Source organism: Streptomyces sp. iso_384, from assembly GCF_056172905.1.
On sequence record NZ_JBWBTT010000001.1, the window covers coordinates 7,831,675 to 7,857,494 of the forward strand.

Genomic DNA, 25,820 nt, shown 5'->3' on the forward strand with positions numbered 1-25,820 from the left:
CAGGGACATGCAGAACATGCGGCAGAACATCCAGCAGCACCGCGTCATCGTCATCGGAGCCGGCTACACCGGAGCGACCGCCGCCGGGCGCCTCGCCAGGCGGCTGCGCAGCGAGGACGTCTCCATCACCCTCGTCAACGCCGAACCGGACTTCGTCGAACGCGTCCGGATGCACCAGCTGGCGGCGGGCCAGGACCTCCGCCCCCGGCCCTACCGCGAGATGTTCGCCGGCACGGGCGTCCGACTGCGCCTCGCCAAGGTCACGGGCGTCGACGTCGACCGCAGGACGGTGTCCGTCACCGCCCCGGACGGAGCGGGCGAGCCGGAGGACCTGGAGTACGACACCCTCGTGTACGCCCTCGGCAGCGCATGGAACACCCATGCCGTGCCGGGCGCCGCCGAGCACGCCCATGACATCGCCGGCCGCCCCGGAGCCCTGCGACTGCGCGAGCGCCTGGCCGCCCTCGGCCCCGGCGAACCCGTGGTCGTCGTCGGCGGCGGCCTCACCGGCGTGGAGGCCGCGACGGAGATCGCCGAGACCCGCCCGGACCTCGACGTGGCCCTGATCGCCCGGGGCGCACTGGGCGACTGGCTCTCCCCCAAGGGCGCCCGGCACCTGCGGAAGGTCTTCACCGGCCTGAAGATCACCGTGCACGAACACACCGCCGCCACCGCCGTGGAGGCCGACCGCGTCACCACAGCCGAGGGCGACATCCCGGCCGCGGTCACCATCTGGACGACGGGCTTCTCGGTCCACCCGATCGCCCGGGCCACGACCCTGGAAACCGGCGACACGGGCCAGATCGTGGTCGACGCCACCATGCGCTCGGCCTCCCATCCGGACGTGTACGCCGTCGGCGACGCGGCCCTGGTCGCGGGCCCCGGCGACAAGCCGCTGCGCATGTCGTGCGCCTCGGGCGTCCCCACCGCCTGGCAGGCCGCCGACGCCATCGCGGCCCGCCTCACCGGCGGAAAGCTCCCGACCATCTCGGCCCGCTACTTCAACCAGTGCATCTCCCTCGGCCGCAAGGAGGGCCTGATCCAGTACGTCACCGCCGACGACCGAGCCGTCAGCGCAGCCCTCACCGGCCGCCTGGCCGCCTTCTACAAGGAACTGGTCTGCAAGGGCGCGGCCTGGGGCGTCGCGAACCCGACCATGGGCCTGCCGGCCCGCCGCCGCGGGACCACGAGCGAGACGGCCCGGGCGAGCACTACAGCCGCTGCCGCCGAAGCGGCTTGAGGTTCCGGTCCAGGATCCCCCTGAGGCGCTCCACGCCCTCAGGGCCCTGGGCGCCCCGCTTCGGCAGCACCGCGATACCGGCCGAGCGCTCACCGCCGAGCAGCACAAAGAGACGGGCGGTCTCCAGATACTCCCGGTGCACCGCCCACTCGACGGTGAAGGACACCCGCTCACCGGTACTGACAGCGCCGCGCTCATCGGCCACCATGCGGCACTGTCCGTACGGCTCCACAATGCTGAACATCCGGCGGGCCTGGGTGCGCAGAGCCCGCAGGGCGCCCCAGGAAACGACGGCCGCGCAGACCACCAGGGCGACGACCAGCACCGGTGCCGACATACCGACGACCAGACCGAACCCGGCCAGAGCACCGACAGACACCACCGGCCCCGTCATCGCCTGCACCCGCCCCGCCCCTGTCCGCAACGCGCGCGCACGAAGCGCCTCTTCGAAGTCCCCGACGGTCGGCCGGTAGACGAACACCACATCCGCTCCCGTGCCCGTGTCGGTGCTGGTGTCCGTGTCCCTGTCGGACGCGAACGCTTCCCCACCCTTGCTTTCCATGAGCGAGGAGCCTAACGGGGGCCGCACGACGCTCGACTCACCGCCCGCACGGGGAAATCGCGAGAGGTCACAGGGCATCTCACCCAGGGGCTGCGGCCGAGGCGATCCGGTGGCCCAACAGGTCTACGCGTAGGACCGGATGGCCACCGTGACATCCATGTCGAAGGCGTTCGCCCCCGCGGCGGCCGGCAGGCCAAGAGCTCGGTCGAGCACACGCCCCAGGGGGCCACAGCCACTGACGCGCGGCGCGGAGAACTCCGCGTCCCGGGCACCGAAGGCGAGGACCAGCGGGTCGCTGGATATCACCCGGGTGGGCACGGTGTCCTTGAGTACCAGATGAACCGCGTCCTCATCGCTGCCCACCGAGCATCCCGACAACGGCCGGCCCACCAGCCCGTGCGCCGAGCCCAGGGCGAACGTGATGTCGAACTCGCCGCGCCGAGTGTCGTCGGACAGGAAGTCCGCGTACCCGCCGTACCGCGGAGTCAGGGTCAGCGGGGTGCCTCCCACCCGGATCGGCGCGGCGGTCATCTCACCGAAGACCTGACGGAACTCACCGTCCACACGACCTTCCGCGAAGGTGATCTTCATGGGCTCGGTGAGCGGCTCGTCGACGGCCCCCATGCGCAGATGCCCCGTGGCGTGCATGACCTCGCAGCGCCAGGTCCCGGGGTCCGCCCCTGCGGGCAGCTCATCGGCGGCCGGGCAGGCGGAGAAGTCGAACGCGGGCAGCTGCACCGCCCGTTCGGCTCCGTGCGCCGGCCCGGCACCCAGGGCGAGTCCGGCAAGCAGGGCCCCCGCAGCAGCGCGTACGAAGCGGCGGACCGCTCGATTCAAGGTCACTCGATTCGGCGTCATGCACTCAGTATTGCAGAGGTTTCTCTGCAGAGGAAGGTCTGCAGAGAATTCGCTGCCATCTGGCTAGACTGCCGCCATGACGGAAGAGCGGAGAACGGAAGCCGTGGAGAGCCACACGGTCGAGAGCCCCGAGGTGCTGAAGGCCCTCTCGCACCCCCTGCGCCTGCGCATCCTGCGCCACCTCGGCACAGCGGGCCCGGCCACCTCGACCACGCTCGCCGCCGCCCTCGGCGAGAACACCGGGACGCTCAGCTACCACCTGCGCATGCTGGAGCGCAGCGGCCTCATCGAGGACATCCCCGAGCGCTCCACCGGGCGGGAGCGCTGGTGGCGCGGAGTACGCGGGCTCGACATCCGCAGACCGCCGCAGGGTGAACTGACGGAGGCCGAGCGCGCCATGTCGGCCGAGCTGGACCGGATGAGGATGGAGGAGGACGTCGAGCTAGCCCGGCAGTTCACCGCCGGACAAGCGGAGTCGGAAGGCTGGATGCGGGGCTCCCGCAGCCTCGCCCACCTCACGAAGGACGAGCTGGACGCGTTCCACGACGACTACCTGACCCTGCTCGCGCGCTACGCCCGTGGCCCCGAGGACGCCCCCGCCGACGCACGCCCCGTACTGCTCCGCTGGTTCGGCCTCCCCGCCGACTGACCGTCAGCCGCTCAGCGTCCGAGCGGCACGAGCAACGCGAAAGGCCCCCGGGATTTCTCCTGGGGGCCTCTGGCCTGCTGTGCACTCGGCAGGATTCGAACCTGCAACCTTCTGATCCGTAGTCAGATGCTCTATCCGTTAAGCTACGAGTGCTTGGCTTTCCGGGCTTTTTCTTCCCGGTCGGCGTTGCGAGAACAACATTACATGACCTGCGCCGTGACGCGAAATCCATTAGCCCCACCGCTGCTGAGCTGCGGAAACAGCGTCCTGCGGCCCGTCTCGGGCGAGCCTCCGAACCAGCCCCGGCGCGCCCTCCGCGCCCGCGCGTGTCCCAGGAACGGCCGAAGCCCCGTGCCAGGGGCACGGGGCTTCGGGGTGGAGCGGAGGCGGAGGGATTTGAACCCTCGATGGGCTTTAAGACCCAAACCGCATTAGCAGTGCGGCGCCATAGACCGGACTAGGCGACGCCTCCTCCACACACCTCGCGTGGACGCGAGTGGTGCGTGCAGATGATGACACAGTCGAGCGTCGTGTCACCAATCGCCGCCAACGTTACTAGGCCCTCGGGGGCCAGGGCAAAGCAGTTCGGCGTGGTGGCGCAACGTCCGGGCGTGGTGCGCGTTAGAGAGGGGTGGGGGCCCCGGGTCTCCGTCCGGCGGCGGCTCCGTCAGTCCTCGTCGCCGGTCGTCAGTCGTCGTTGCCCGTCAGTCGTCCGTCAGCCGTGGCGCCGGGGCGGGTCCGTAATCGTCCGTGACCGCCGCCCGTGGCCGACCGTGCTGCAGAGATCCTGGAGCTTCCGCATGCTGCGCCGTCTCGCCCTCACCGCCGTCGTCTCGCTCGCCGCGCTCGCCACCGCCGTGCCGGCGTCCATCGCCACCTCCTCCGGGCCCGCGTCCTCCGGTCCGGTGCCCTCCGCCGTGCCCACCACCGGCCCGTTCGCCGCCGCCCGGCCCGCCCTCGGTCCGCTGCCCATGCCCCTCCCGCTGCCCGGGTTCCTGGACGGCGGGGACGGCGGGGAGGGGACCGGGGCCGGTGACGTACGTACGCGGCTCACCGTGAGCGTCGAGAACTCCGGGGTCGCCGGGGCCGACGGCGCCTTCGAGCTGGAGTGCGGGCCCACCGGAGGCAGCCACCCGCAGGGGCAGGCCGCCTGTGACCGGCTGGCGGAGGCCGGCGCGACCCGGGCCGGTCGGCAGGAGCTGTTCCGGGAGACCCCCGAGGGCACGATGTGCACGATGATCCACGGCGGCGACGCCACCGCGCGCATCGTCGGCACCTGGGAGGGCCGGGCCGTGGACACCACCGCCAGCCGCCGCGACGGCTGCGAGATCGCGCGCTGGAACAGCCTCGTGCCGGTGCTCCCGGATGTTCGATAGCCCGTCGGTCAGGGCGTAAAGGCGTTCGCTCCGGCGAAGGGCCACAGGGCTTTCCGGTGGCCGGGGCGGAGCGCCGCGCCGCGCGTCCGCGCACGTCACAGGGTGCGCGGACGCTCACGCCATGGGCTCGCGGCGTACACCGCACGCACAGAACCTTGGTGAGAGCTCCCCCTCATCCGCCGCCCCCGGAGCCTCCCCTGCCCTTAGACTCCTCCAGTGACAGTCTGCGGCCCGAGGGGCAAGATGGGGCCCGCTGTCGGCAAGGTGCGGTAATCAGGGAGGAAGCGTCGTCGTGAGCAGCAGGCCATCCCGAGGCACTGCTCGCCTCGCAGCCATACTCGATGCCCTTCCTGACGGGCTCCTGCTCGTCAATTGCAACGGCACGGTCGTGAACGCCAACGCCATCGCCCTCGAAATGTTCGAGACCCCGGGCACCGCGCTCGTCGGTCGCGGACTGCTCGATCTGCTGCCGGAGTTCGACTCCAAGCTGATCCCGGGTTCGATGCGCCGGCCCGAGGCTGCGGACGAACAGGGCAGGACCAAGCCGACGCGGATGACCGCGCGGCGCACCGACGGCAACGAGTACCCCGTCGAGGTCACCAGCGCGAGCCTCGACAGCGGGCAGGCCGCGTACAACGACATCCACTCCAGCTACACCGGCGACGAGCTCCTCATGATCGTCGTACGGGATCTCTCCGGCACCGTCGACACCGAGGCGGAGCTGGCCCGTTCGCAGCGCCAGACCGAGATGATCCTGCGGGCCGCCTCCGAGGGCGTCGTCGGCACGGACACCGACGGGCGCGTCGTGCTCGTCAACCCCGCCGCCGCACAGATCCTCGGCTTCCGGGCCAGCGACCTCGGCGGTCAGGAGCTGCACCCGCTGATCCTGCACTCGCGGGCGGAGGGCGAGCCGTTCCCGTACGAGGACTCCCCGCTCGCCGACACCCTGAAGTCGGGGCGCAAGCACCGGGTGCGCGGGCAGGTGCTGTGGTCCAAGAGCGGCGCGCAGGTCCCGGTGGATCTCACGACCGCGCCGGTACGGGACGGGGACCAGCTCGTCGGCGCGGTGATGACGTTCACCGACCGCCGCCCGTACGAGGAGCTGTCGGCGCAGCACAAGAACGTCGTCGCCGAGCTGACCACGAGCCACTCCGCCGAGGTCACCGCGCTCAGGGAGGCGCACGCGGCCGAGCTGGAGGCGCTCAAGGAGGCCCACGCCGCCGAGGTCGCCGACCGGACCGAGCGGTACGCCGCCGAGATCGAGGGCCAGGCCGAGTTGCTCGCCTCCCTGGGCGCCCAGCACTCCCAGCTCACCGCCGTCCTCGGCGGTTCGCTGCGCGGGCCGCTGGAGGAGCTGCGCGGCGAACTGTCCACTCTCGCCGCCGACCCGGCCGGCCAGCTGTGGCCGGAGGCCAACCAGATCCTGCACCACCTCGCCGCCGGGTACGCCCGGATGACCACCCTCGTCGACAACGTCCTGGGCTACCAGCGCCTCGACACCGGCGTGGAGGGGCTGCACAAGGCCCCCGCCATGATCGAGGGGGTCGTGACCGGCGGGATCGACGGGGCGGTCGAGCTGATCGGACCCGGTCGCGTCCAGTTCGCCGTGCACGCCCCGCCGATCGAGGCCGAGGTCGACGCACGTCAGCTGGCCACCGCCATCGCCCACCTCGTCGCGGACGTCTGCGGTGTCGACTCGACCGGCAAGACTCGGACCGTGCCCGGCGGCGGCTATGTCGACTCCACCGTGGTCGTGGCCGCCGCCCAGCGCGGTGACGTCGTACGGATCGAGGTGCGCGGGCCGTTCGCCGGGGGCGACCCGGTGCACGAGCCGATCGTGCGCGGCATCGTCCGGGCGCACGGCGGGGTTCTCCAGACCCACGAGATGCCGGGCATGAGCGGCAGCGCGTACGTCCTCGACCTGCCCATCGGCGCTGCCGCCGGCACGATCGCGCCCCCGGAGACGGACGGCAACGCCCCGTTGCCGGAGCCCGCGCCCGCCGCGTCCGCCACGCCCGGAGGCCTCGGCGCGCCGGGCGTCACCAGCGGCGGCCGGCGCCGGGCCCGCCGGTCCTCCACCGACGCGTTCCTCGACAGCCCCGGCGGTACGCCGGAGGGTACGGACGGCGGCGAGCCCGCCGGTGCCGTGGCGGCCGTCCCTGTCCCCGCCCCCGCTTCCGCTGCTGCCGCCGAGCCGACCGGGCGGCGGCGGGCGCGCCGTGGACCGGCCGCACCCGAGGAGCAGCAGGCCCCCGAACTGATCCCCGCCCAGCAGGGCGAGGGTTCCGGGCGGCGGCGCGGCCGTCCCAGCCCGGCCGAGGCGGCCCCTGCCCCGGTCCAGGGCGCGGTTCCGGTGGACGCCGGGTCCGCCGCCGTACAGGAGCAGCCCCAGCAACCGCAACGGCAGGCACTGGCCCTGACTTCCGCGCCATCCGCCGCGCCTTCGGAGGGGTCGGTCGTCACCGCGGCCGAGAACGCCCAGGGCGGTGGTCGTCCGCAGCTCGGGCCGACCGTGCCGCCCCAGGGCGTCCCGGTGGACCCGCAGCAGCCCGTTCCGCCCACCGGACGGCGGGCCCGGCGCGACGGTGAGAACCTCGCCCTCCCCGCCCTCGCCTCCGGCAACGGCGGCCACCCGGGGCCGGAGTCGGCCCCACAGGCCGGCAGTCAGCAGCCCGGTGGGCGGCGGGCCCGGCGTGCGCTGGCCGCCGCCCAGGAGCGCACCGCTGCCGACGCCGGTCCGCGGACCGCCTTCGCCCTGCCGCCGGCCGACGCCGACCGGGCGCCGCTCGCTCCCGACGCCCCGGCGGGCCTCGGTGACGAGGCGAGCGGGCACCACGCGCGTACCGCACCGGAGGCCGGTCACACGCCTCCGCAGGCGCACCCCGTCGCCCCGGTGCACCCCGGCGCGCAGGCCGACGGAACCTCCGAGCAGGGCTTCCCGGCCGCGCCCGAAGCACCGCACGCGTCCGACCCGTACGGCAACGGCGGCCTCCCGCAGGCTCCGGGCCCCGCGCCGGAGAACGCCTCCTGGGGCAACCCCACGCACACCGACACCGGGCTCACCGGCACCGCACACCCCGACACCGAGCACACCGGCACCGGACACACCGCCCACGCCACCGGCGTCGCGGCCGTCGCCGATCCGGTGCCGCACCCCGCCGACGCGCCCGACGCGCTGCGGCAGCCGTTGCCCGCCGAGGAGCCGATGCCGGAGGGCGGCAACCCCGACTCCACGCAGGGCAGGGCCTTCAGCGTGCGGACGCTGGGCCAGGGCGTGCCGTTCGCCCAGCACCTCACGCACCAGCAGAACCAGCCGCACCAGAGTCTCGGCGGCGCCGGACGGCGTCGCAAGCTCGCCGCCCCGCCGGAGGGCGACCGCACCTCGGCGCGAACCGCCGGCGGCCAGCAGGTCGCGCCCCAGCAGGACCGCCCGGGCCCGGCCCAGCCGACGAGCCCAGCGCCCGCATCCGGCCCGCCGCAGCAGACCCAGAACCAGGACCCGAGTCAGGACCTGGCCCAGGTCCAGGCCCAGGGCCACAACCCGGCGCACGAGGCCGGACGACCGGGGCAGCCGGGTCAGCCGGCGCAGAGCGGGCCCGGCGCCGCCTACGGCGAGGGGCAGCTGCTCGCACCGCCCGTCGCGGAGGGGCGCGCGTACGCCATAGGGGCGCCCGACGAGGGCGCCGAGGGGCCCGAGCCGCTGGACGGGCCCGGCGGCGCGGTCGAGGTCGCCAACCGGCCGCATCCGCACCCGGTCGACGACGAGCTGCCGCCCGAACCGCTGGACAACCCGCGCCGGCTGCTGGTCTGGCCCGCCCCCGACGTACCGACCCAGCAGGCGCTCAGCGACCGGGGCTACCGTCCCGTGATCGTGAACTCCCGCGAGGAGGTCGACGCACAGATCGCCGCGTTCCCCGCCGCGCTCTTCGTCGACCCGCTGACCGGTCCCATCACCCGTACCGCGTTGCAGTCGCTGCGCCAGGCGGCTGTCGCGGCCGAGGTTCCGGTACTGGTCACCGCCGGTCTCGGGCAGGCGACCCGGGAAGCGGCGTACGGAGCCGACCCGGCCGTCCTGCTCAAGGCGCTGGCCCCGCGCGACAGCGAACAGCATCCCTCGCGGGTGCTCCTGATCGAGGAGCACGAGGAGATCGCGGTGGCGCTGACGCAGACCCTGGAGCGGCGCGGCATGCAGGTCGCGCGCGCCGCGACGGACAGCGAGGCTGTCGATCTGGCGGGCCGGATGCGGCCGAACCTCGTGGTGATGGACCTGATGCAGGTACGCCGCCGGCGCGCCGGGATCATCGACTGGCTGCGGGCCAACGGGCAGCTGAACCGCACCCCGCTGGTCGTCTACACCTCGGCCGGGATGGACCATGCGGAGCTGCCGCGGCTCGGATCGGGCGAAACCGTTCTCTTCCTGGCGGAACGGTCGACCAGCGACGAGGTCCAGTCGCGGATCGTCGACCTGCTGGCGAAGATCGGCACCAACTGAGCAGCCGCGTAAAACAGAACAGGGCGGGGGCGGTACGGGATTCCCGTACCGCCCCCGCCCTGTTTCCCGTTGCCGTCCTGCCCTGTTTCCGTACCGCCCCGCCCTGTTTCACGTGAAACGTGCGGCCCGGAGGGCCGGAACCGAAGCCTCAGAGCTGGGTGACGTCCAGCTCGCCCTCCGCGTACTGCTTCCGGATCACCTTCTTGTCGAACTTGCCGACGCTCGTCTTCGGCACGGCGGCGATCACCGACCAGCGCTCCGGCAGCTGCCACTTGGCGATGCCCGACTCGGCGAGGAACGCCTTCAGCGCCTCGTAGTCGACATCGGCGGCACCCTCCTTGAGGACGACGGTCGCGAGCGGACGCTCGCCCCACTTCTCGTCCGGCACGGCGACGACGGCCGCCTCCGCGACGTCCGGGTGGGCCATCAGCGCGTTCTCCAGCTCCACGCTGGAGATCCACTCGCCGCCCGACTTGATGACGTCCTTGGCCCGGTCCGTGAGGGTCAGGAAGCCGTCGGTGCTGATCACGCCGACGTCGCCGGTCTTCAGCCAGCCGTCCTCGCTGAACTTGTCCTCGGGACGCAGATGCTCGCCGTCGGCCCCGCCGTAGTAGGCGGCGGCGATCCAGGGGCCCCGGACCTCCAGCTCACCGGCCGACTCGCCGTCCCACGGAAGGTGCTCGCCGGCGGGGCCGACCAGTCGCGCCTCGACGCCGGCGGGGAAGCGGCCCTGCGTGACCCGGTAGGGCCACTGCTCCTCGGCGCTCAGTCCGGCGGGCGGGTGGGCCATGGTGCCCAGCGGTGAGGTCTCCGTCATGCCCCAGGCGTGACAGAGCCGGACGCCGAGCTTGTCGTACGCCTCCATCAGCGAGGGCGGACAGGCCGCGCCGCCGATGGTCACGTTGGCCATGGAGGTGAGGTCGCGCGGGTTGGCGGTGACCTCGGCGAGCAGGCCCTGCCAGATGGTGGGGACCGCGGCCGCGTGCGTCGGGCGCTCGCGCTCGATCATCTCGGCGAGCGGGGCGGGCTGCAGGAAGCGGTCCGGCATCAGCATGTTCACGCCGCTCATGAACGTGGCGTGCGGCAGGCCCCAGGCGTTCACATGGAACTGGGGCACGACGACGAGGGTGGTGTCCTTGTCGGTCAGTCCCATCGACTCGGTCATGTTGACCTGCATCGAGTGCAGGTAGATCGAGCGGTGCGAGTAGACGACGCCCTTGGGGTCGCCGGTGGTGCCGGAGGTGTAGCACATGGCCGCGGCCTGGCGTTCGTCCAGCTCCGGCCAGTCGAACGTGGTGGGCCGGTCCGCGATCAGTTCCTCGTAGTCGTGCACGCGCGGCGCGACGCCGGCCAGCCCGGAGCGGTCCCCCGGCCCGGACACGACGATGTGCTCGATGCTCGGCAGGTGGGGCAGCAGCGGCACGAGGAGCGGCAGCAGCGAACCGTTGACGATCACCACCTTGTCGTCCGCGTGGTTGACGATCCAGGCGAGCTGCTCGGGCGGCAGGCGGAGGTTGAGGGTGTGGAGCACCGCCCCCATGGAGGGGATGGCGAGGTATGCCTCGACGTGGGCGGAGTTGTTCCACATGAGCGTCGCGACCCGCTGGTCGCCGTCGACGCCCAGCTCGTCGCGCAGCGCGTTGGCCAGCCGAGTGGCGCGCGCCCCGATCTCGGCGAAGGTGATGCGGTGCGGCTCGGGTTCGCCGGTCCAGGTCGTGACCTGCGACTTCCCATGGATCGTCATCCCGTGGTGCAGGATGCGGGTGACAGTCAGCGGTACGTCCTGCATGGTGCTCAGCACGGCGTCCTCCCGGGGGCGCTACGCGGCAGTAAGGTTCCGCTGATTCTGCGCACATACCACGCGGTATGTCACTACTCGCGGAAAAAATTCCTGCCCGGGGAGGCCCGGGGCGGTACGGGAACCCTGAGCGAGGGCCCTGCGGGAGCCGTGTGCCGGCCTTCCGCGGTCAGCGGGCGTCAGCGGACCGGCGTCAGCGGACCGGCGTCAGTTCCGGGTCCTCGCGGAGCTTTCCGAGGGCGCGGGAGACGGCGCTCTTGACCGTACCGATCGACACGCCGAGCACCTCGGCCGTCTGCGCCTCGCTCAGGTCCTCGTAGTACCGCAGGACGACCATCGCGCGCTGGCGGTCCGGGAGCTTGAGCACCGCGCGCCACATCGCGTCGTGCAGCGACTGCTGCTCGGCCGGGTCCGGCGCCGGGAAGGACTCCCGTTCGGGCAGCTCCTCGCAGGAGAACTCGTCGACCTTGCGCTTGCGCCACTGCGAGGTGCGGGTGTTCAGCAGGGCCCGGCGCACGTAGCCGTCCAGCGCCCGGTGGTCCTCGATCCGCTCCCACGCGACGTACGTCTTGGCGAGCGCGGTCTGCAGCAGGTCCTCCGCGTCGCACGGGTTCGCGGTGAGCGAGCGCGCGGTACGCAGCAGGACCGGTCCCCGGGCCCGGACGTACGAGGAGAACGACGCGTAGGGCGTGTGGGGGTGGCCGGCGGCGGTGGCAGAGGCCGCCCTGGAGGCGCCCGTGCAGACTGGCGTGGTCATGTACTCAACGCTAGGAGCGGGCGCCGCCGAGGGGATCGCCCCCAGGTCCCGAAGCGCCGTCCGCCTCAGGTTGTAGGGGGCGTACACCCTGCACCTCCTGAAGGTGGACGGGCCTCGGCAAGGCCGTCAGGGTCCGGCCCCGAGAGCCCCCGGGACCGGAGGCCGCCGTTCAGCCGTCCGCGCCGAGGACCAGGCCCGAGGTCGGAACGCCCGTACCGGCCGTGACCAGCGACCTCACCGCCCCCGTCACCTGGTTCACCGAGGTCCCCCGGATCTGCCGTACGGCCTCCGCGATGCCGTTCATCCCATGGAGGTACGCCTCCCCCAGCTGCCCCCCATGGGTGTTCAGGGGCAGAGCGTCCGCCGCGACGAAGTCGCCCGCCTCCCCCGGCCCGCAGAAACCGAACTCCTCCAGCTGCATCAGGACGAACGGGGTGAAATGGTCGTAGAGGATGCCCACATCGATGTCGGCCGGGGTCAGTCCGGAGCTGCGCCAGAGCTGCCGGGCGACCACGGCCGTCTCCGGCAGGCCCGTCAGCCCGTCCCGGTAGAAACTCGTCATCTGCTCCTGCGACCGGCCCGCGCCCTGGGCCGCCGCGACGACCACGGCGGGTGGCCGGGGCAGGTCGCGGGCGCGCTCCACGCTGGTGACGACGAGTGCCTGACCGCCGTCCGTCTCCTGGCAGCAGTCCAGCAGCCGCAGCGGCTCCACGATCCAGCGGGAGGCGGCGTGGTCGGCGAGCGTGATCGGTTTCCCGTGGAAGTACGCCGCCGGGTTCCGCGCCGCGTGCCGCCGGTCGACCACCGCCACGTGCCCGAAGACCTCCGGGCCGAGGCCGTACGCGTGCAGATAGCGCTGGGCCGCCATCGCCACCCAGGAGGCCGGGGTGAGCAGCCCGTACGGCAGGTTCCAGCCGAGCGCCGTGCCCTCGGCGGTCGGCTCGCGCCGCTGGACGCCGGAGCCGAAGCGGCGGCCGGAGCGTTCGTTGAAGGCCCGGTAGCAGACGACGACGTCCGCGATGCCGCTCGCCACCGCGAGGGCGGCCTGCTGCACGGTGGCGCAGGCCGCACCGCCGCCGTAGTGGATCCGGGAGAAGAACGACAGCTCGCCGATGCCGGCCGCCTGGGCGACGGTGATCTCCGGGCTGGTGTCCATGGTGAAGGTGACCAGTCCGTCGACGTCGGCGGGCGTGAGGCCCGCGTCGTCGAGCGCGGCGCGGACGGCCTCGACGGCCAGCTTGAGTTCGCTGCGGCCGGATTCCTTGGAGAACTCGGTGGCCCCGATGCCGACGATCGCCGCCTTTCCGCCGAGCGTGTCGGCCCTGCGGATGCTCATGGTGCGGCCACCCCGTCCGGGCCGGGGAGGGTGAGGGTCACCGTGCCGGTCACGTGGCGGCCGATGCCGTTGTCGCCGGTGACCCGGACGGTCGCTCGGGCCGTGTCCCCGGCTGCCATCTCCGTGATCCGTCCGGTCAACCGCAGTACATCGCCGGGGTAGTTGGGAGCGCCGAGCCGGATCGCGACCTTGCGGAGGACGGCGGTGGGGCCGAAGTGGTCGGTGAGGTAGCGGCCGACGAGCCCGTTGGTGGTGAGGATGTTCATGAAGATGTCGGGGGAGCCCTTCTCCCGGGCCAGCTCCGCGTCGTGGTGCACGTCCTGGTAGTCGCGCGAGGCGATGGCCCCGGCGACGATCAGGGTCCGGGTCACCGGGATCTCCAGGGGCGGCAGCTCGTCGCCGACGCGATGGGTGCGCGTGCGCGTCACGACGCCTCCTCCCGGGGTCCGGCCGCCAGCAACAGGCCCAGCTCCTCAAGGACTTCGCTGCCGCAGCCGAGATGCGCGTCGAGTTGGCGGCCCCAGAGGAAGTGCCGGTGGACCGGGTGGTCGAGGTCGGCGCCGGTGCCGCCGTGCAGATGCTGGCCCGCGTGGACGACCCGCTTGCCCGCCTCCGAGGCCCACCAGGCGGCGGTCAACGCCTGTGCTTCGTAGACCTCTTGTGCGTCGTGACGCCAGGCCGCCTCGTACGCGGTGACCCGGATCGCCTCGGTGTCCATATGGGCGTCGGCGGCACGGAGCAGGACGCCCTGGTTGGTGGAGAGCGGACGCCCGAACTGCTCGCGGGTGACGGTGTGCTGGACCGCGCGCGCGAGCGAGCCGGCGCACACCCCGGCCTGGAGCCCGGCGAAGGCGGTACGGGCGGTGGCGAGGACGGCCGCGTACGCCTCCGGCCCGTTCCCCAGGCGCTCCCCGGGTACGCCGTCGAGAACCAGCCGCCCCGCGGACCAGGGCGCGGTCGTCTCCACCGGCACCACAGTGATGCCCGGCTCGCTGGTCCGGACGATCCACAGACCGCGCTCCGCGTCCGCCACCAGCACCTGGGTGGCGTCGCGCAGCCAGGGCACCCAGGGCACCACCCCGTACAGCGCACCGTCCGCGAGGTGTACACCGCCCCGCGCCGGGAAGGCGCCCGCCGCCACCTCCGTACCGTCGCGCAGACCGGGCAGCAGGCGCTCGCGCTGCCCGGCCGTACCGTGCTCGGCGACCGCGAGCAGCCCGTACACACAGGTGGCCGCGAACGGGACCTGGGCGGTGGCCCGGCCCTGCTCCTCCAGGAGCAGCACGAGGCCGAGCAGCCCGATCTCCTCGACCGCGCCGGGCAGTCCCGCCGCACACAGCTCCTTCCACAGCTCCGCGTCCGTGCCCGAACCGGCCGCCGTCAGCCGCTCGTGCGTGGACAGATCGCCGAAGATCCGCGCGGCCAGCCCCTGCGCCGCCGACTGCTCCTCGCTCGGGGTGAAGTCCATCTCAACCTCCTTCGCCCGCCCGGAAGACCGGCAGTTCGAGGTCGGGGTCCGTACGGAGGAACTCCAGCTGTACGGGCATGCCGACGCGGACCTTGTCGTACGGCACACCGATCACGTTGCTGACGATGCGGACGCCCTCGGCCAGCTCGATCAGCGCGACGGCGTACGGTCCGCCCTCGCCGTGCGGGGCAAAGGCGGGGAAGGGCGGGTGGTGCATCACGACATGGCTGAAAACCGTGCCGTCCCCGCCCGCCTCGACCGTGTCCCACTCCGCGCCACCGCAGGCGTTGCAGCCGGGCAGCCAGGGCAGTCGAAGGGCCGCGCAGTCGGTGCAGCGCTGGATGAGGAGCCGGTGCTCGGCGACTCCGGCCCAGAAACCGGCGTTGTCGCGGTTGATCACGGGCCGGGGCCGGCGCGCCGGTTCGGAGCTCTTGTCCCTCTGCGCGGGGCGGTACTTGAGGATGCGGAAGCGGTGCGTCCCGGCCGGTTCCCCGTCGGCGTGCACGTCCGTGCGGGTGGTGACGAAGTAGCCGGTGCCGAGCTTGGTCGTCTTGCGCGGGGAGACGGACTCGATGACCGTGTCGAAGGTGATCCGGTCACCGGGGCGGAGCGGTCGCAGGTACTCCTGCTCGCAGTCGGTCGCGACGACCGAGGTGTACCCTGCGCCGTCGAGCAGCGCGAACATCTCGTCGTACGCGACGGAGCGGTGGTCGGTATGGCCGGTCAGCCCGCCCATCGTCCACGCCTGGAGCATGGTCGGCGGGGCGACGGCGTCCGGGCCCCGGTAGGCGGCCGAGGTGTCGCCCATCGCCTCGCACCAGTGCCGGATCATCGGCTCGTTGACCGGGTCCTTGCCGCGCCCGGCGGTGGCGGCGGCACGGCCTTCGTAGGCGCTGAGCCACTCGTACAGCTCGTCCCTCTCAGCCTTTTCGGCCGTTTCGTCCTTTTCGGCCTCCGGCCGTGGGGCTTCGGCGCCCGCCCCGCTCATCGTCTGTGCGCTCATCGTCCGCCCCGGGTCATCCCGAGCCGGGCCGTCGCGACGATCTCGCGCTGCACCTCGCCGACACCGCCCCCGAAGGTGTTGATCTGCGCAGCGCGGTTCATCCGCTCCAGCTCGCCGTCCGGGCCGAAACAGCCGGGAGAACCGGCCCGGAGCAGGGCGGTCTCGCCGACGGCCTCCTGGCACATCCGGTAGACCTCGACGGCGCTCTCGGTGCCCGCGAACTTCACCCCGCTGGCCTCTCCGGGGGCCGGTGCGCCGGCGCCCACGGCGTCGACCAGCCGCCAGTTCAGCAGGCGCGTCGCCGCGAGCCGGGCGTACGCCTCCGCGAGCCGGGCGCGCACCCATGGCTCGTCGATCCGGCGGCGCCCGGTCAGGGGGTCGGGGGTACGGGTGTGGGCGAGGGCCTCCTCGTAGAAGTCCTCGGCCTGCATGCCGATGGCGGCCAGCGCCACGCGTTCGTGGTTGAGCTGGCTGGTGATGAGCTTCCAGCCCTCGTTCTCGGCGCCGACGAGGTTGGCGGCGGGGACGCGTACGCCGTCGTAGTAGGTGGCCGTCGTGGTCAGCCCGCCCACGGTCTCGATCGGCGTCCAGGAGAAGCCGGGGTCGTCGGTGGGCACCAGGATGATCGAGATGCCCCGGTGCTTGGGGGCCTCGGGATCCGTACGGCAGGCGAGCCAGATCCAGTCCGCCTGCTGGGCGTTGCTGGTGAAGATCTTCTGGCCGTCGATGACCCAGTCGTCGCCGTCCCGCACGGCGCGGGTCCGCAGTGCCGCCAGGTCCGTGCCGGCCTCGGGCTCGCTGTAGCCGATCGCGAAGACGAGGTCGCCGGCGAGGATGCGGGGCAGGAAGTACGCCTTCTGCTCCTCGGTCCCGTACGCCATCAGCGTCGGACCGACGGTGTTGAGCGTGACCATGGAGACCGGGGCGCCCGCCCGGTACGCCTCGTCGAAGAAGACGAACTGTTCGTCGGGGCCCCGCCCCCGGCCGCCGTACTCCTCGGGCCAGCCGAGACCGAGCAGACCGTCGGCGCCGATACGGCGGAGCAGCCGCCGCTGTTCGCCCGGGGCGACGCGCTGCCCGGCCTGCGCCGCGTCGGACATCAACGCACTGAAGTACGAACGGAGTTCGGCACGGAGGCGCTGTTGGCGTTCCGTCGGAGCGAGATGCACGGAGGGGCCTCCAGGGCTGCTTGCCTTACGGATTCGGCCACTGCGGCTGCGACTGCTGCTGCTGTCGCCGCTGCCACTGCCGCGCATGACCGACGTTTCTGACTGTCCGTCAGAAACGGGCACCCTGTCAAGACGACGGCAGCCCGCACGAGGACACCGAAGTGCCGTCGCACGGGCTGCCGTTCAGTCCGCCGGAACCCACCCCCCGGGAGGTCCCGACGGCCGCGTCACCTGGGGAGCATCACCAGAAGAAGGGCGTGAAGTTCACCGCGACACTGTGGTCCGACTGGTCGATCGGCACGAAGGCCGAATTGCTCACCTGGGCGGACGTGTTCTGGTTCGACGCGCCGGCGCCGACGGCCTGCTGCTGGGTCGTGGCCGAGTTACCGGAGTTGTTGCCGCCGACACCGCTGCCGCCGACCGTCGCCACCGCCGCGTTCGATCCGTCGTTCGCGAAGGAACCGTTGTCCGCCATGGCGACCCCGCCGCAGAGCGCGACGGTCAGGGGCAGAGCGGCGACAGCGGCGAGGGCACGAGCGGTACGGATACTTGCCATGTCATTTCCTCCAGGAAACGGAATTGCGGCTTCATATTCGGCTGGTCCCGGGGGAGTCGGCCGACCACCCCGGTGCTGTTCACAACGTCGCGAGACCAGAGTTGCCCAGCACATCCCCGGCGAACCCCTCACCTCCGCCCCATTCCCCCTCACGTATGACGAAGAGCCGATAAACCTCCCATGCCGTACGAAAGTCCAGGCCGGCGAGGGGACCGGGGCGACCTGTTGGGGCACCCGGGAAGAAGCGTTCCGCCACCCGACTCCCCCGTACGCCTCCACCCGCCCCCCTCACCTCCCCTCTTCCTTTCTTCGAACACATGTACGAAAATAGAGCCATGGCCACCATCGACCGGCAGCCCCCCACCCTGGCCCTCGCCCACGCCCTGGCCGCCGCCGGGCGCGGCCTCCCCGTCTTCCCCCTCTCCGCCACCAAGCTCCCCGCCCTGCGCTCGCCGCACCGGGGCCGGCGGCTGCCCGCGCACTGCCGCGGAGAGTGCGGGCTGCCGGGGCACGGGGTGCACGACGCCACCACCGACCCCGCGGCCGTCCGTGCCCTCTTCGCCGCCGCGCCCCGGGCCACCGGCTACGGCATCGCCTGCGGACGCGCCCCGCAGCGCCTCATCGGCATCGACCTGGACGTGGACCCCGCGTACGGCAGCGACGCGGCGGGCGCGCTCCGGCAGCTGGCCCTCCAGCACCTGTTCACCATCCCGCCGACGGTCACGGTGCTCACCCCGAGCGGCGGCCGGCACCTCTGGCTGACCGGTCCCGCCGACGCGACGGTCCCCAACTCCGCCGGCCGCCTCGCCCCGGGCATCGACATCCGCGGCAGCGGCGGCTATCTGGTCGGCCCCGGCTCGGTCACCGCACACGGCCGCTACCGCCTGGCCCCCGGCACCGCCCACCTCACCCCGGCCCCGTGCCCCCGCGCCCTGCTCCGCCTCCTGACGCAGCCGCGCCGCGCGGCCTCGACCGCGACCGCCGGGGGCGCGGCCACCGCCCCCACCCGGGCCCGCCGGGGCGAGGGACTGATCCAGTTCGTGCTCGCCGCGCACGAGGGCCAGCGCAACACCCGCCTGTTCTGGGCGGCCTGCCGCGCGTACGAACACGGCTTCGGCGACGCCCTGGCGGACGCGCTCACCGCCGCCGCCGTCCGCACCGGACTTCCGGAACACGAGGCCCGCGCCGCGATCGCCTCGGCGGCACGGCTGACGTCGGGGCGGGGCGGGGAGACGGACGGCGCGGCCTGACAGAACGGGACCGAACGGGACCGGACCGACCGGGGCCGGGCCGACCGGGGCCGGGCCGACCGGGGCCGGGCCGGTGGGGGCAGAATGCGAGGGTGACCGTGACCCCGCCCCCGCCACCGCCCACGAGCAACGACCCCAGCGCGAGGCGTCGTTCGGGAGTGCGGCCCGGCCTGACACTCGGCAGCGCGTTCACGCTGGTGGCGGCCTGGCTGCTGCTCGTGACCACGCCGGGGTCCCACGCCGAGGAGCGGGCCTTCAGGGCGGCGGTCGCATGCCCCACCCCGCACGACGCCGGCTCCGACTCCGACTGCCTGCACACGGTCCCGGCGGTGATCGACCGTACGGAGAAGGTGACGAGGAGCAAGTCGGCGTCGTACTGGCTGTACATCACCGAGGCCGACGGGACGGCCACGCGCACCCGGATCAACGGCAGCCCGAGGGAGCACCCGGGCGCCCGGGCCGGAGAGAGCGTCGAGGTCACCTACTGGCGGGGGCAGATCCGGTACGCCGACCTCGCGTCCGAACACCACCGCACGAACGCGGACCCGCGCGGCTCCTACCGGATCCCGCTCACTCTCGGTCTGGGCCTGGGCCTCTACGGGGCGGCGTTCCTGGCGGGCGCGGCCGCGATGATCCGGGCCATGCGGCGCTCGGTCAAGGCCCACTCCTGGCAGGCCGGCCTCACGATCACCGGCGGCACCGTCCTCGCAGCGTTCGGCGTGCTGGCTCCCTGGCTGACCGACGGCATCGCCGAGGCACTGCACCTCACCGGTCTGGCCGCCGTGGTGGTACTGGCGCTCTGCGCCCTGGCCGTCCCGTTCCTGCGGCGGCGCAACCGCGGCGGCGACGACACGATCGTGCTGCGGCCGTCCGTGCTCACCGAGGAGCTGTGCTTCCCCGGCCTGATCATGGGCGAGGTTCCGTACGCGAGCGGCGCCGGCTACCTGATAGCGGGCCCCGGCCTCCTGGCCACGACCCCCGACCCCACCGGCGTCTTCCACCGCAGGACCGCCGCCCGCACCCTGACCCCGCTCCGCCTCCGCCCGCCCTACCTGACGGACCCGGCGGGCCGCCCCGACTACGACGGCCGGGCGGTGGTCCTGGAATGCGAGGACAACGGCGTACCGGTCCTCGTCATCACACGGAAGAAGGACGCACCCGCCGTCCTCGGCGCACTCGGACCGGTCCGGGCGGAGTGACGCGGGAGACGGCCCCGCGCCGCAGAAAAGGGGTGCGGCCGACGCATGCTCCGCGGCGATACTCCGGCATGAGCAGAATTGCGCAGGTCATCGTCTTGGCAACGTACGCGGACGAGGTCATGGAACCCCTGACCCGCCCCGACGATGCGCGGAGCTGGCGAGGTCACTTCGAACCCCTGAACCTGTTCGTCGGCGGATGGGTCATCGAGTTCAACCGCGTGGAACCACGCTCCGGACTCCTGAGACACCTCGAATCGCTTCCCTGGCCCGACCCGGGCCGGGTACAGGTGCTGATCCACGACGAGGAGGACGACTGCTTCGGGCTGTGGATGATGCATGACGGCAGGCTCGTCGAGATACCGCTCCCCCACACCCGGCGCTTCCACGCCCCGGCCCCTCCCACCGACGAGTTCGCCCCCAGCCCGGGCTACTTGTGGCGGACGGACACGGGCGACAGCGTGCCCGCGAGCTTGTCACCGGAACGCCAGGACCCCCGCCCGGCCTGGTAGCGCCACCCCGCTGGAACCATTGCCGTCGTCATCGTGCCCGCTGCGTGCCCCTCGACCTGTGAGCGCGCCGAGACCGGCCAGGGCGTCAGCGCTTCGGCACCTGAGTTCCTGGCCGCGGCTCGGTCTCGGGGCGCTGCCCGTTCAGTCGCGTCTTGGGGTCTGTTTCCTGGACCAGGCGGTGGCGTCGACTCCGTATCGAGTCAGGAGCCGTGCGAACTGGGTTCGCTCCTCCGGTGACCAGGCGACAGTGATCTCCAGGAACGCCTCTCGCTGTTCGACGGCGAAGCGGTTGCGTTCGGCTTCGCCGTGCTCGGTGAGTTCGAGCACGGTGCGGCGCCCGTCGGACTGGGATGCCGCCCGCCGCAGCAGCCCGTCCGCTATGCAGGCGGCGACGGTCCGGCTGGCGACCGGCTGCGCGACGCCCATCTCGGCGGCAAGCCCGCCGACGGTCGTCTCGCCCGGCGCGTCGGCGATGACGTTGAGCACGAGGTTGCGGGAGAGATCCTTGCCCGTTGCCGGTGCGCGCCGCCGCAGACGGGACAGCGCCGGACCGATCTGATCCAGCGTCCGGTCGTCGGGGGGCTGCTCGGAGGAGGTGCTGCTCATGTGCCGAGTCTAGGCCCGGCCGGCACATTTGCATACCATTCAATAAGTCCATAGCATTAGGTATGTAAATCTTGAACGAGCCAGGAAAGAGGCGGACCGCCATGGCGCTCACCGCGATCACCAACGCGCAGATCTTCGACGGGGAGAAGGCGGTCGGCGTGCGGACCGTGGTCATCGACGGCTGGAGGATCGCCCGCGTCGGCGGCGACGCTCCCGAGGGCAGCGAGATCGTCGACGGCAGCGGCGCCACACTGCTGCCGGGACTCATCGACGCCCACGTCCACTCCGCCCCGGGCTCCCTGGCGCTCGCCCTGCGGTTCGGGGTGACGACCGAACTGGAGATGCAGGGGATGAACACCCGGGAGAACCGGGGGGCCATCACCGACGACGACACACAGGCCGACGTGCGCTCCTCCGGCTTCGCCATCACACCGCCCGGCGGTCACCCGAGTGAGCTGATGCCCGAAGGGTTTCGGCCCAAGTGGGACCTTCCCCCGGTCATGCCCCTGATGCCGTTCTCCACCACGCCCGAGGAGGCCGCCGCCTTCGTGCCGCAGCTCCTCGGCCGGGGATCCGACTTCATCAAGTTCATGATCGACGACGGCAGCGTAGAGGGTCACCCCGGACTGCCCACGCTCGACCGGGCCACCGTGCACGCCGGTGTCGCCGAAGCCAAGAAGTACGGCGCCCTGACCGTGGCCCACGCGCTGACCGTGGAGGCCACCAGGACGGCCGCCGAAGCCGGCATCGACGGCGTCACCCACGTGTTCATGGACCAGCCGCACACCGCCGAGGTCATCAGCCTGATCAAGGACGCGGGCATGTTCGTCATCCCCTGCATCACTCTCAACGCCTCGATGATGGGGATCACCGGCAGCGAACTCGCCGACGACCCGCGGGTCGCCGCACGCCTCGACGCCGACTGGGACCGGACCCTGCGCTCCAGCTATGACCGCTACCCGCAGGGCAAGCTCCACGACGTTTACGACACCGTGCGCGCACTGGACGCTGCCGGTGTCGACGTGCTCGCCGGAACCGACGTCTCCATGCCCGAGACGTTCTTCGGGGGCCTGGCACACGGAGCGAGCCTGCACCACGAACTGCAATACCTGGTGACAGCCGGCCTCACACCCGCACGGGCCCTGCGCGCGGCCACGGCGACCACGGCCCGCCGCTTCCGCCTGAGCGACCGGGGCCGCATCGCCGAGGGCCTCCGCGCCGACCTCCTCCTGGTCGACGGCGACCCGACCAGCAACATCAGCGACACCCTCAACACCCGTGCCGTCTGGCGCCGCGGAACCCGAATGGCGGCATAACCACAGCCCCTGGGACGCGATCCTTTCGGCGACATCTCAGACAACGGGATCAGTCGCGTCATCGCCGGAACAGCGGTGCCCGGCAGGGAGCAGGCATGGCAGAGGCCCCCGACCATACGTACTGGTCGGGGGCCTCTCGCCTGCGGTGGGTGTGGGATTTGAACCCACGGTGACATCGCTGCCACGACGGTTTTCAAGACCTTTCGCCGATCGAACGGGATCGCTGTTCCCTCGCAGGTCAGACCGACGAAACCGTGCCGCTGCAGTCACAACAGTGCACGCCGTGCCCCTCACGTGCCCCATCTACATGAGCATGTCGGCTCAATCACCTGTCAGAACCGGAACGATCACTGCAGCAACAGCCGACAGCAGACCGCCCACAGCGAGAGCCCCGTTGAACTTCTCTTTGGCCGTAGGAAAGACGGAACGGCCGACGTTCCCAACCTTGCTGCGCAGCACGATCATCTTGATCTTCTGCCACCTGTGCTGACGTTTCGAGCAGCCCATCAACACGCCATAGGCGTTGTTACGGCAGTAGGTCTGACCGTCTCGATTAACCGCACCACACCAGACTGGCACCTGGAAGGCTGCGTAGGCGGTGACACCGACCGACAGAGACGCGATCACCGGCAATGCCCACTGCTGGCTCCACGCAACGACCAAAGCGGCAGCCACCATGTAGCCCCAGTACAAGCGCACTACTTTCCCCATGGGCACGCAGAGTAGCTGTGCCTATGCGCAACGGATAGATGGCAACCGGACATGGCCAGGCGTGATGGGGGCTCACGGAGCAGACGCGCATAAAGCGGAGATCGGTGGCCGCACAGCACAACGTCCCTGACCACGTTTCGGTCAGGGACGTCAGCGAGTGCACGTGTCTCTATGTGGCTAGTTCGCCTCGGAAGATCCGTCTTCCTCTCGGAACCACGCGTCAGCGGCTTCCGCCACCTGATCATCACGACCAGCCACAGGCCGTGCGTAATGCCGAGTGGTTACGCTCGCGTTCGAGTGCCCGAGCCGGTGCGCGGCGGTCATCACGCCATACCGGTCGGCCACCCATGTTCCGTGCGAGGCGCGGAGATCGTGCGGGGTGACGTCGGTGAGCCCGGCCGCCGCCACGGCGGGGTCGAAGTACGCCTTGCGCCATTGGTTATAGCGCAGGGGCTTCCCACCGGGCGTGACGAAGAGGAGAGCGTCCTCCCCGCCGGGCAGCGTCTCCAGGTGCCGGCCGATCCGCGCCGCGAGTGTCGGCCCGATCCGCAGGACTCGCTTCTGATGGGACTTGGGAGTGTCGAAGACGAGGGTGCCGTTCGCTTCGGCCAGGTTCTCATCGACGAGGACCAGGCCGCCCGACACATCGATGTCCGCTCGCCGCAGCGCGAACGCCTCCCCGACCCGCAGACCCGCGTAGGCGAGCAAGGAGATCAGCAAGTCATGCGGTTTCGTCGCGCTCCGCACGATCCGTGAGGCTTCCAGCGGAGTGAGGATGTGCGGCTCGGTCTGCGGCATGCGAGGCAGCTTCACGCCCCTGCACGGGGTATGCCCGATCATTTCGTTGTCGACGGCCGCCCGCATGATCTGCGAGAGGACCCGGTACGCCTGCCTGATCCGCGATGCACTGAGACCACGGGTCTTCATCGCGCCGACCCACTCCACGATGGTGATCGGCCGAAGGCTGGACAGCTCACGATCACCGAGCGCCGGAACTATCAGTGAGTTGATCAGGGACCGGTACGACGCCTGTGTCTTGTGCTTGAGCTGCGGGGAGACCGCGGTGAGCCATCGTGCCGACCAATCGCGGACGGTGGTCCGTCCCTCGGCGGGGTCGAGCCAGCGGCCCTCCTCCATCTCGATGCGCTTCCGTGCCAGCCAGCGATCGGCGTCCGTCGTTGTCGCGAACGTCTGATCAGCGGCACGCAGCACGCCGTCAGGCCCCGGATATCGAGCCTGGAATCGGCCGGACGGCAGCTTCCGGATCCGACCAAAGGCACGTCGGGACTTGCGCTTGGCGGGCATCAGGCAGCCCTCCGGTACGAGTACGCCGAGGCGGGCCGCAGGACGATCGGCGCCACCGTGTGGGCACTGACGTACTCCTCCACGGCGCTCTCGGGGATGCGGACGTGCCGACCGACCTTGACGAACGTGATGCGGCGTTCCTCGATGAGCCGGCGGGGGAAGCGAAGACCGGTGCCGAGGCGTTCGGCGACCTGATTCACGGTGAGCAGTCGGTCCGCCACGGTCACCACTCCCCCTCGTTGGCAGTGCGGTACTTCAGTGCGTCGCGGGCGGTCTCGCGGTTGGTCTGGAGGTCTCGGGCGATGGTGGCGGCAAGGGCCCCTTCGCCTGGGGTGTGCCCGTGGCCTACGTACTGCCAGTCGGTCAGGACGAGGACGGTGTCCGGTTCGCGGTCGGCGAGGCCGAGAGCAGGCGCTTCCTGGGCGGCGCGGTAGTCGGCGCGTTCCTGACGGAGGGCGCCGAGGGTGGTGGAGTAGGTGCGGGACTTGGACGAGAAGTGGCCGCGGAAGCCGAGCATGTGGGCCCAGGCCCAGAGACGTCGGTCCGGATAGAGGCTGTCGAGTTCACGGCATGCGGTGATGAGCCGACGAGTGTGATCGGGAACGCGGTGGCGGTCGAGTTCGGCGAGTTCTCCGATGCGGCGGTCCAGGGTGCCGGTGTTCTCGGCAGCTTTGGTGGCGTACTTGGCTACGTACGAGGCGACGGCCTGTTCGGTGACATCTGAACCGTCGCCGAAGGCCTTGACCGGGCGGACGTCGAGCTGTCGGCCCCACCGGAAGGTCCGGGACGGCTGTTCACCGGCAGCCGGGACGGAGACCGACGTGTACGAGTGCGCGGCTGCGGCGCGGATCGTGTCGGTGAGGAGATCGACCGTGGCCCAAGAGGGCGGCGGAGTACAAGGGCCATCCGGACCGTCGAGACGTACGACGGCATGGAAGTGGAGGGCTCCGCGCTTCTGGAATTCGGCGACCTTGCCGAAGGAGACGCGGAGGTGGTCACCCAGCTCACGGCGTGGGATGCCCGCGTGGATGGCGAGTTCGCGGCGGAGCCGGGTGGTGAAGCGCTGCCAGAGCTCCCCGGCGTGGTTGTTGAAGAGCACGGCGCCCGCGTAGTCGTAGGTCTCCGGATCAAGGGCAGAGCCCAGGTCCGCGGAGTCCGAGGCGTGTGCCGTGCCGCACCGGCAGGTGCCCCGGTCAGGGCGGCTGTGGACGGGGCCGAACGAGGGTGCGGTGAGGGTGGCGAAGACGCGCGGGTGGTCGCGGACGGCGGCGGTGATGTCGCGGCGGTCGTCTCCGGCGAGGCCGGCGCGGATCAGGTGGTAGGTGTCGCCCGCGTAGGTCCAAGCGCAGGAGGGGCAGCGGGAGGCGCGGCGGTTGCCGCAGGCGATACGGAGGCGTCCGCCCGGCTCGTACGCGGTCGAGTAGCGGTGCAGGGTCTCGCCGGTGGTCTTGTCCTTGTGGGTTACCCAGCCGCTCAGATGGACGGGGTCGGCACAGCCGCCGGTGCGGCGGATCTGGTCCTCCCAGCGGGTGTAGTCGGAGGCCGAGGCCACCCGGAGGACGTCCCCGAGGACGGTCGGGTCGAGCTGTGGGGCGGGCATGGACCGCTTCTGTTTCGAGGGTGAGGGCCGGTGGGCCATGCTGGAGGTTCCTTCCGGTTG

23 protein-coding genes and 2 tRNA genes are annotated in these 25,820 nt (G+C 71.7%); 8 read left to right on the top strand and 17 right to left on the bottom strand.

The features are described from left to right. The first annotated feature begins 16 nt into the window (after window positions 1–16). A complete protein-coding gene (locus AC0VY3_RS35545) occupies window positions 17–1,240 on the top strand; it encodes an NAD(P)/FAD-dependent oxidoreductase (protein WP_475551795.1) in 1,224 nt (407 codons plus the stop codon). Here the strand turns inward: AC0VY3_RS35545 and AC0VY3_RS35550 are convergent. Together AC0VY3_RS35550 and AC0VY3_RS35555 are read right to left on the bottom strand one after the other, a co-directional pair. Continuing rightward, on the bottom strand, window positions 1,212–1,802 hold the full coding sequence (locus AC0VY3_RS35550; protein WP_103510863.1) for a hypothetical protein: 591 nt from the start codon (window positions 1,800–1,802) through the stop codon (window positions 1,212–1,214). The two genes, AC0VY3_RS35545 and AC0VY3_RS35550, sit on opposite strands and share 29 nt — an antisense overlap. Before the next feature lie 123 nt (window positions 1,803–1,925). Beyond that, complete coding sequence (locus tag AC0VY3_RS35555) at window positions 1,926–2,660, bottom strand: hypothetical protein (protein ID WP_475551560.1); 735 nt, start codon at window positions 2,658–2,660, stop codon at window positions 1,926–1,928. Window positions 2,661–2,736: 76 nt separating this feature from the next. Between AC0VY3_RS35555 and AC0VY3_RS35560 the strand changes: the two genes are divergently transcribed. After that, entirely contained in the window at window positions 2,737–3,309 is a 573-nt protein-coding gene (locus AC0VY3_RS35560) for an ArsR/SmtB family transcription factor (protein ID WP_103510865.1), read from the top strand. 80 nt (window positions 3,310–3,389) lie between these two features. Here AC0VY3_RS35560 and AC0VY3_RS35565 read toward each other — a convergent pair. Continuing rightward, window positions 3,390–3,462, bottom strand: a tRNA-Arg gene (locus AC0VY3_RS35565). Window positions 3,463–3,690: 228 nt separating this feature from the next. Further along, window positions 3,691–3,781: transfer RNA gene (locus AC0VY3_RS35570), tRNA-Ser, on the bottom strand. 328 nt (window positions 3,782–4,109) lie between these two features. Between AC0VY3_RS35570 and AC0VY3_RS35575 the strand changes: the two genes are divergently transcribed. Continuing rightward, a complete protein-coding gene (locus AC0VY3_RS35575; protein ID WP_475551561.1) occupies window positions 4,110–4,685 on the top strand; it encodes an SSI family serine proteinase inhibitor in 576 nt (191 codons plus the stop codon). Window positions 4,686–4,977: 292 nt separating this feature from the next. Beyond that, window positions 4,978–9,177 (top strand): hybrid sensor histidine kinase/response regulator, encoded by a 4,200-nt coding sequence (locus tag AC0VY3_RS35580; RefSeq protein ID WP_475551562.1) that lies wholly within the window; start codon window positions 4,978–4,980, stop codon window positions 9,175–9,177. Between the two features lie 148 nt (window positions 9,178–9,325). Here AC0VY3_RS35580 and AC0VY3_RS35585 read toward each other — a convergent pair whose 3' ends face one another. The 8 genes from AC0VY3_RS35585 to AC0VY3_RS35620 all read right to left on the bottom strand — a co-directional run bounded on the left by AC0VY3_RS35585 (window position 9,326) and on the right by AC0VY3_RS35620 (window position 17,264). Beyond that, window positions 9,326–10,978 carry a long-chain fatty acid--CoA ligase gene (locus tag AC0VY3_RS35585; RefSeq protein WP_103511442.1) on the bottom strand — a complete coding sequence of 551 codons (1,653 nt, stop codon included), beginning with the start codon at window positions 10,976–10,978 and terminating at the stop codon, window positions 9,326–9,328. Between the two features lie 190 nt (window positions 10,979–11,168). Next, window positions 11,169–11,732, bottom strand: a complete 564-nt coding sequence (locus AC0VY3_RS35590) for a SigE family RNA polymerase sigma factor (protein WP_103511443.1) — start codon at window positions 11,730–11,732, stop codon at window positions 11,169–11,171. Window positions 11,733–11,901: 169 nt separating this feature from the next. Continuing rightward, window positions 11,902–13,068 carry a lipid-transfer protein gene (locus tag AC0VY3_RS35595; RefSeq protein ID WP_475551563.1) on the bottom strand — a complete coding sequence of 389 codons (1,167 nt, stop codon included), beginning with the start codon at window positions 13,066–13,068 and terminating at the stop codon, window positions 11,902–11,904. Then, window positions 13,065–13,496 carry a MaoC family dehydratase gene (locus tag AC0VY3_RS35600; protein WP_242738623.1) on the bottom strand — a complete coding sequence of 144 codons (432 nt, stop codon included), beginning with the start codon at window positions 13,494–13,496 and terminating at the stop codon, window positions 13,065–13,067. The genes AC0VY3_RS35595 and AC0VY3_RS35600 overlap by 4 nt, the downstream gene beginning before the upstream one ends. Beyond that, on the bottom strand, window positions 13,493–14,536 hold the full coding sequence (locus tag AC0VY3_RS35605) for an acyl-CoA dehydrogenase family protein (protein WP_475551564.1): 1,044 nt from the start codon (window positions 14,534–14,536) through the stop codon (window positions 13,493–13,495). Before AC0VY3_RS35605 ends, AC0VY3_RS35600 begins: the two co-directional genes overlap by 4 nt. Window position 14,537: 1 nt before the next feature. Then, window positions 14,538–15,539: a bifunctional MaoC family dehydratase N-terminal/OB-fold nucleic acid binding domain-containing protein gene (locus AC0VY3_RS35610; RefSeq protein WP_103511447.1), complete on the bottom strand. Its 1,002-nt coding sequence runs from the start codon at window positions 15,537–15,539 to the stop codon at window positions 14,538–14,540. After that, entirely contained in the window at window positions 15,536–16,708 is a 1,173-nt protein-coding gene (locus AC0VY3_RS35615; protein ID WP_103511448.1) for an acyl-CoA dehydrogenase family protein, read from the bottom strand. The genes AC0VY3_RS35610 and AC0VY3_RS35615 overlap by 4 nt, the downstream gene beginning before the upstream one ends. A 241-nt stretch (window positions 16,709–16,949) precedes the next feature. Next, window positions 16,950–17,264, bottom strand: a complete 315-nt coding sequence (locus AC0VY3_RS35620) for a hypothetical protein (RefSeq protein ID WP_098023990.1) — start codon at window positions 17,262–17,264, stop codon at window positions 16,950–16,952. A 335-nt stretch (window positions 17,265–17,599) separates the two neighbouring features. On the opposite strand from AC0VY3_RS35620, the gene AC0VY3_RS35625 reads away from it, so the two are divergent. From AC0VY3_RS35625 to AC0VY3_RS35635, 3 genes are all read left to right on the top strand, one after another. Further along, on the top strand, window positions 17,600–18,514 hold the full coding sequence (locus AC0VY3_RS35625) for a bifunctional DNA primase/polymerase (RefSeq protein ID WP_475551565.1): 915 nt from the start codon (window positions 17,600–17,602) through the stop codon (window positions 18,512–18,514). A gap of 92 nt (window positions 18,515–18,606) precedes the next feature. Further along, window positions 18,607–19,713: a hypothetical protein gene (locus AC0VY3_RS35630; RefSeq protein WP_475551566.1), complete on the top strand. Its 1,107-nt coding sequence runs from the start codon at window positions 18,607–18,609 to the stop codon at window positions 19,711–19,713. A 68-nt stretch (window positions 19,714–19,781) separates the two neighbouring features. Then, window positions 19,782–20,222: a hypothetical protein gene (locus AC0VY3_RS35635; RefSeq protein WP_475551567.1), complete on the top strand. Its 441-nt coding sequence runs from the start codon at window positions 19,782–19,784 to the stop codon at window positions 20,220–20,222. A 141-nt stretch (window positions 20,223–20,363) separates the two neighbouring features. Here AC0VY3_RS35635 and AC0VY3_RS35640 read toward each other — a convergent pair whose 3' ends face one another. Beyond that, on the bottom strand, window positions 20,364–20,828 hold the full coding sequence (locus AC0VY3_RS35640) for a MarR family winged helix-turn-helix transcriptional regulator (RefSeq protein ID WP_031090228.1): 465 nt from the start codon (window positions 20,826–20,828) through the stop codon (window positions 20,364–20,366). A gap of 101 nt (window positions 20,829–20,929) precedes the next feature. On the opposite strand from AC0VY3_RS35640, the gene AC0VY3_RS35645 reads away from it, so the two are divergent. Further along, entirely contained in the window at window positions 20,930–22,144 is a 1,215-nt protein-coding gene (locus AC0VY3_RS35645) for an amidohydrolase family protein (protein ID WP_475551568.1), read from the top strand. 321 nt (window positions 22,145–22,465) lie between these two features. Here AC0VY3_RS35645 and AC0VY3_RS35650 read toward each other — a convergent pair whose 3' ends face one another. The 4 genes from AC0VY3_RS35650 to repSA all read right to left on the bottom strand — a co-directional run bounded on the left by AC0VY3_RS35650 (window position 22,466) and on the right by repSA (window position 25,799). Next, window positions 22,466–22,855, bottom strand: coding sequence for a hypothetical protein (locus tag AC0VY3_RS35650; RefSeq protein ID WP_475551569.1), 390 nt, complete (start codon window positions 22,853–22,855; stop codon window positions 22,466–22,468). Between the two features lie 177 nt (window positions 22,856–23,032). Then, entirely contained in the window at window positions 23,033–24,160 is a 1,128-nt protein-coding gene (locus AC0VY3_RS35655) for a tyrosine-type recombinase/integrase (protein ID WP_475551570.1), read from the bottom strand. Beyond that, a complete protein-coding gene (locus AC0VY3_RS35660; protein WP_014155129.1) occupies window positions 24,160–24,381 on the bottom strand; it encodes a helix-turn-helix domain-containing protein in 222 nt (73 codons plus the stop codon). Before AC0VY3_RS35660 ends, AC0VY3_RS35655 begins: the two co-directional genes overlap by 1 nt. A gap of 2 nt (window positions 24,382–24,383) precedes the next feature. Continuing rightward, a complete protein-coding gene (gene repSA / locus AC0VY3_RS35665; protein ID WP_475551571.1) occupies window positions 24,384–25,799 on the bottom strand; it encodes a replication initiator protein RepSA in 1,416 nt (471 codons plus the stop codon). Between the last annotated feature and the right edge of the window lie 21 nt (window positions 25,800–25,820).

Excerpts from the sequence above, each read along its gene's own strand:
- AC0VY3_RS35575 (WP_475551561.1), top strand. The coding sequence starts at position 4,110 with ATGCTGCGCCGTCTCGCCCTCACCGCCGTCGTCTCGCTCGCCGCGCTC.
- AC0VY3_RS35595 (WP_475551563.1), bottom strand. The coding sequence starts at position 13,068 with ATGAGCATCCGCAGGGCCGACACGCTCGGCGGAAAGGCGGCGATCGTC.
- AC0VY3_RS35590 (WP_103511443.1), bottom strand. The coding sequence starts at position 11,732 with ATGACCACGCCAGTCTGCACGGGCGCCTCCAGGGCGGCCTCTGCCACC.
- AC0VY3_RS35650 (WP_475551569.1), bottom strand. The coding sequence starts at position 22,855 with ATGGGGAAAGTAGTGCGCTTGTACTGGGGCTACATGGTGGCTGCCGCT.
- AC0VY3_RS35620 (WP_098023990.1), bottom strand. The coding sequence starts at position 17,264 with ATGGCAAGTATCCGTACCGCTCGTGCCCTCGCCGCTGTCGCCGCTCTG.
- AC0VY3_RS35645 (WP_475551568.1), top strand. The coding sequence starts at position 20,930 with ATGGCGCTCACCGCGATCACCAACGCGCAGATCTTCGACGGGGAGAAG.
- repSA (WP_475551571.1), bottom strand. The coding sequence starts at position 25,799 with ATGGCCCACCGGCCCTCACCCTCGAAACAGAAGCGGTCCATGCCCGCC.
- AC0VY3_RS35625 (WP_475551565.1), top strand. The coding sequence starts at position 17,600 with ATGGCCACCATCGACCGGCAGCCCCCCACCCTGGCCCTCGCCCACGCC.
- AC0VY3_RS35605 (WP_475551564.1), bottom strand. The coding sequence starts at position 14,536 with ATGGACTTCACCCCGAGCGAGGAGCAGTCGGCGGCGCAGGGGCTGGCC.
- AC0VY3_RS35545 (WP_475551795.1), top strand. The coding sequence starts at position 17 with ATGCGGCAGAACATCCAGCAGCACCGCGTCATCGTCATCGGAGCCGGC.
- AC0VY3_RS35610 (WP_103511447.1), bottom strand. The coding sequence starts at position 15,539 with ATGAGCGCACAGACGATGAGCGGGGCGGGCGCCGAAGCCCCACGGCCG.
- AC0VY3_RS35655 (WP_475551570.1), bottom strand. The coding sequence starts at position 24,160 with ATGCCCGCCAAGCGCAAGTCCCGACGTGCCTTTGGTCGGATCCGGAAG.
- AC0VY3_RS35555 (WP_475551560.1), bottom strand. The coding sequence starts at position 2,660 with ATGACGCCGAATCGAGTGACCTTGAATCGAGCGGTCCGCCGCTTCGTA.
- AC0VY3_RS35560 (WP_103510865.1), top strand. The coding sequence starts at position 2,737 with ATGACGGAAGAGCGGAGAACGGAAGCCGTGGAGAGCCACACGGTCGAG.
- AC0VY3_RS35635 (WP_475551567.1), top strand. The coding sequence starts at position 19,782 with ATGAGCAGAATTGCGCAGGTCATCGTCTTGGCAACGTACGCGGACGAG.
- AC0VY3_RS35550 (WP_103510863.1), bottom strand. The coding sequence starts at position 1,802 with ATGGAAAGCAAGGGTGGGGAAGCGTTCGCGTCCGACAGGGACACGGAC.
- AC0VY3_RS35640 (WP_031090228.1), bottom strand. The coding sequence starts at position 20,828 with ATGAGCAGCACCTCCTCCGAGCAGCCCCCCGACGACCGGACGCTGGAT.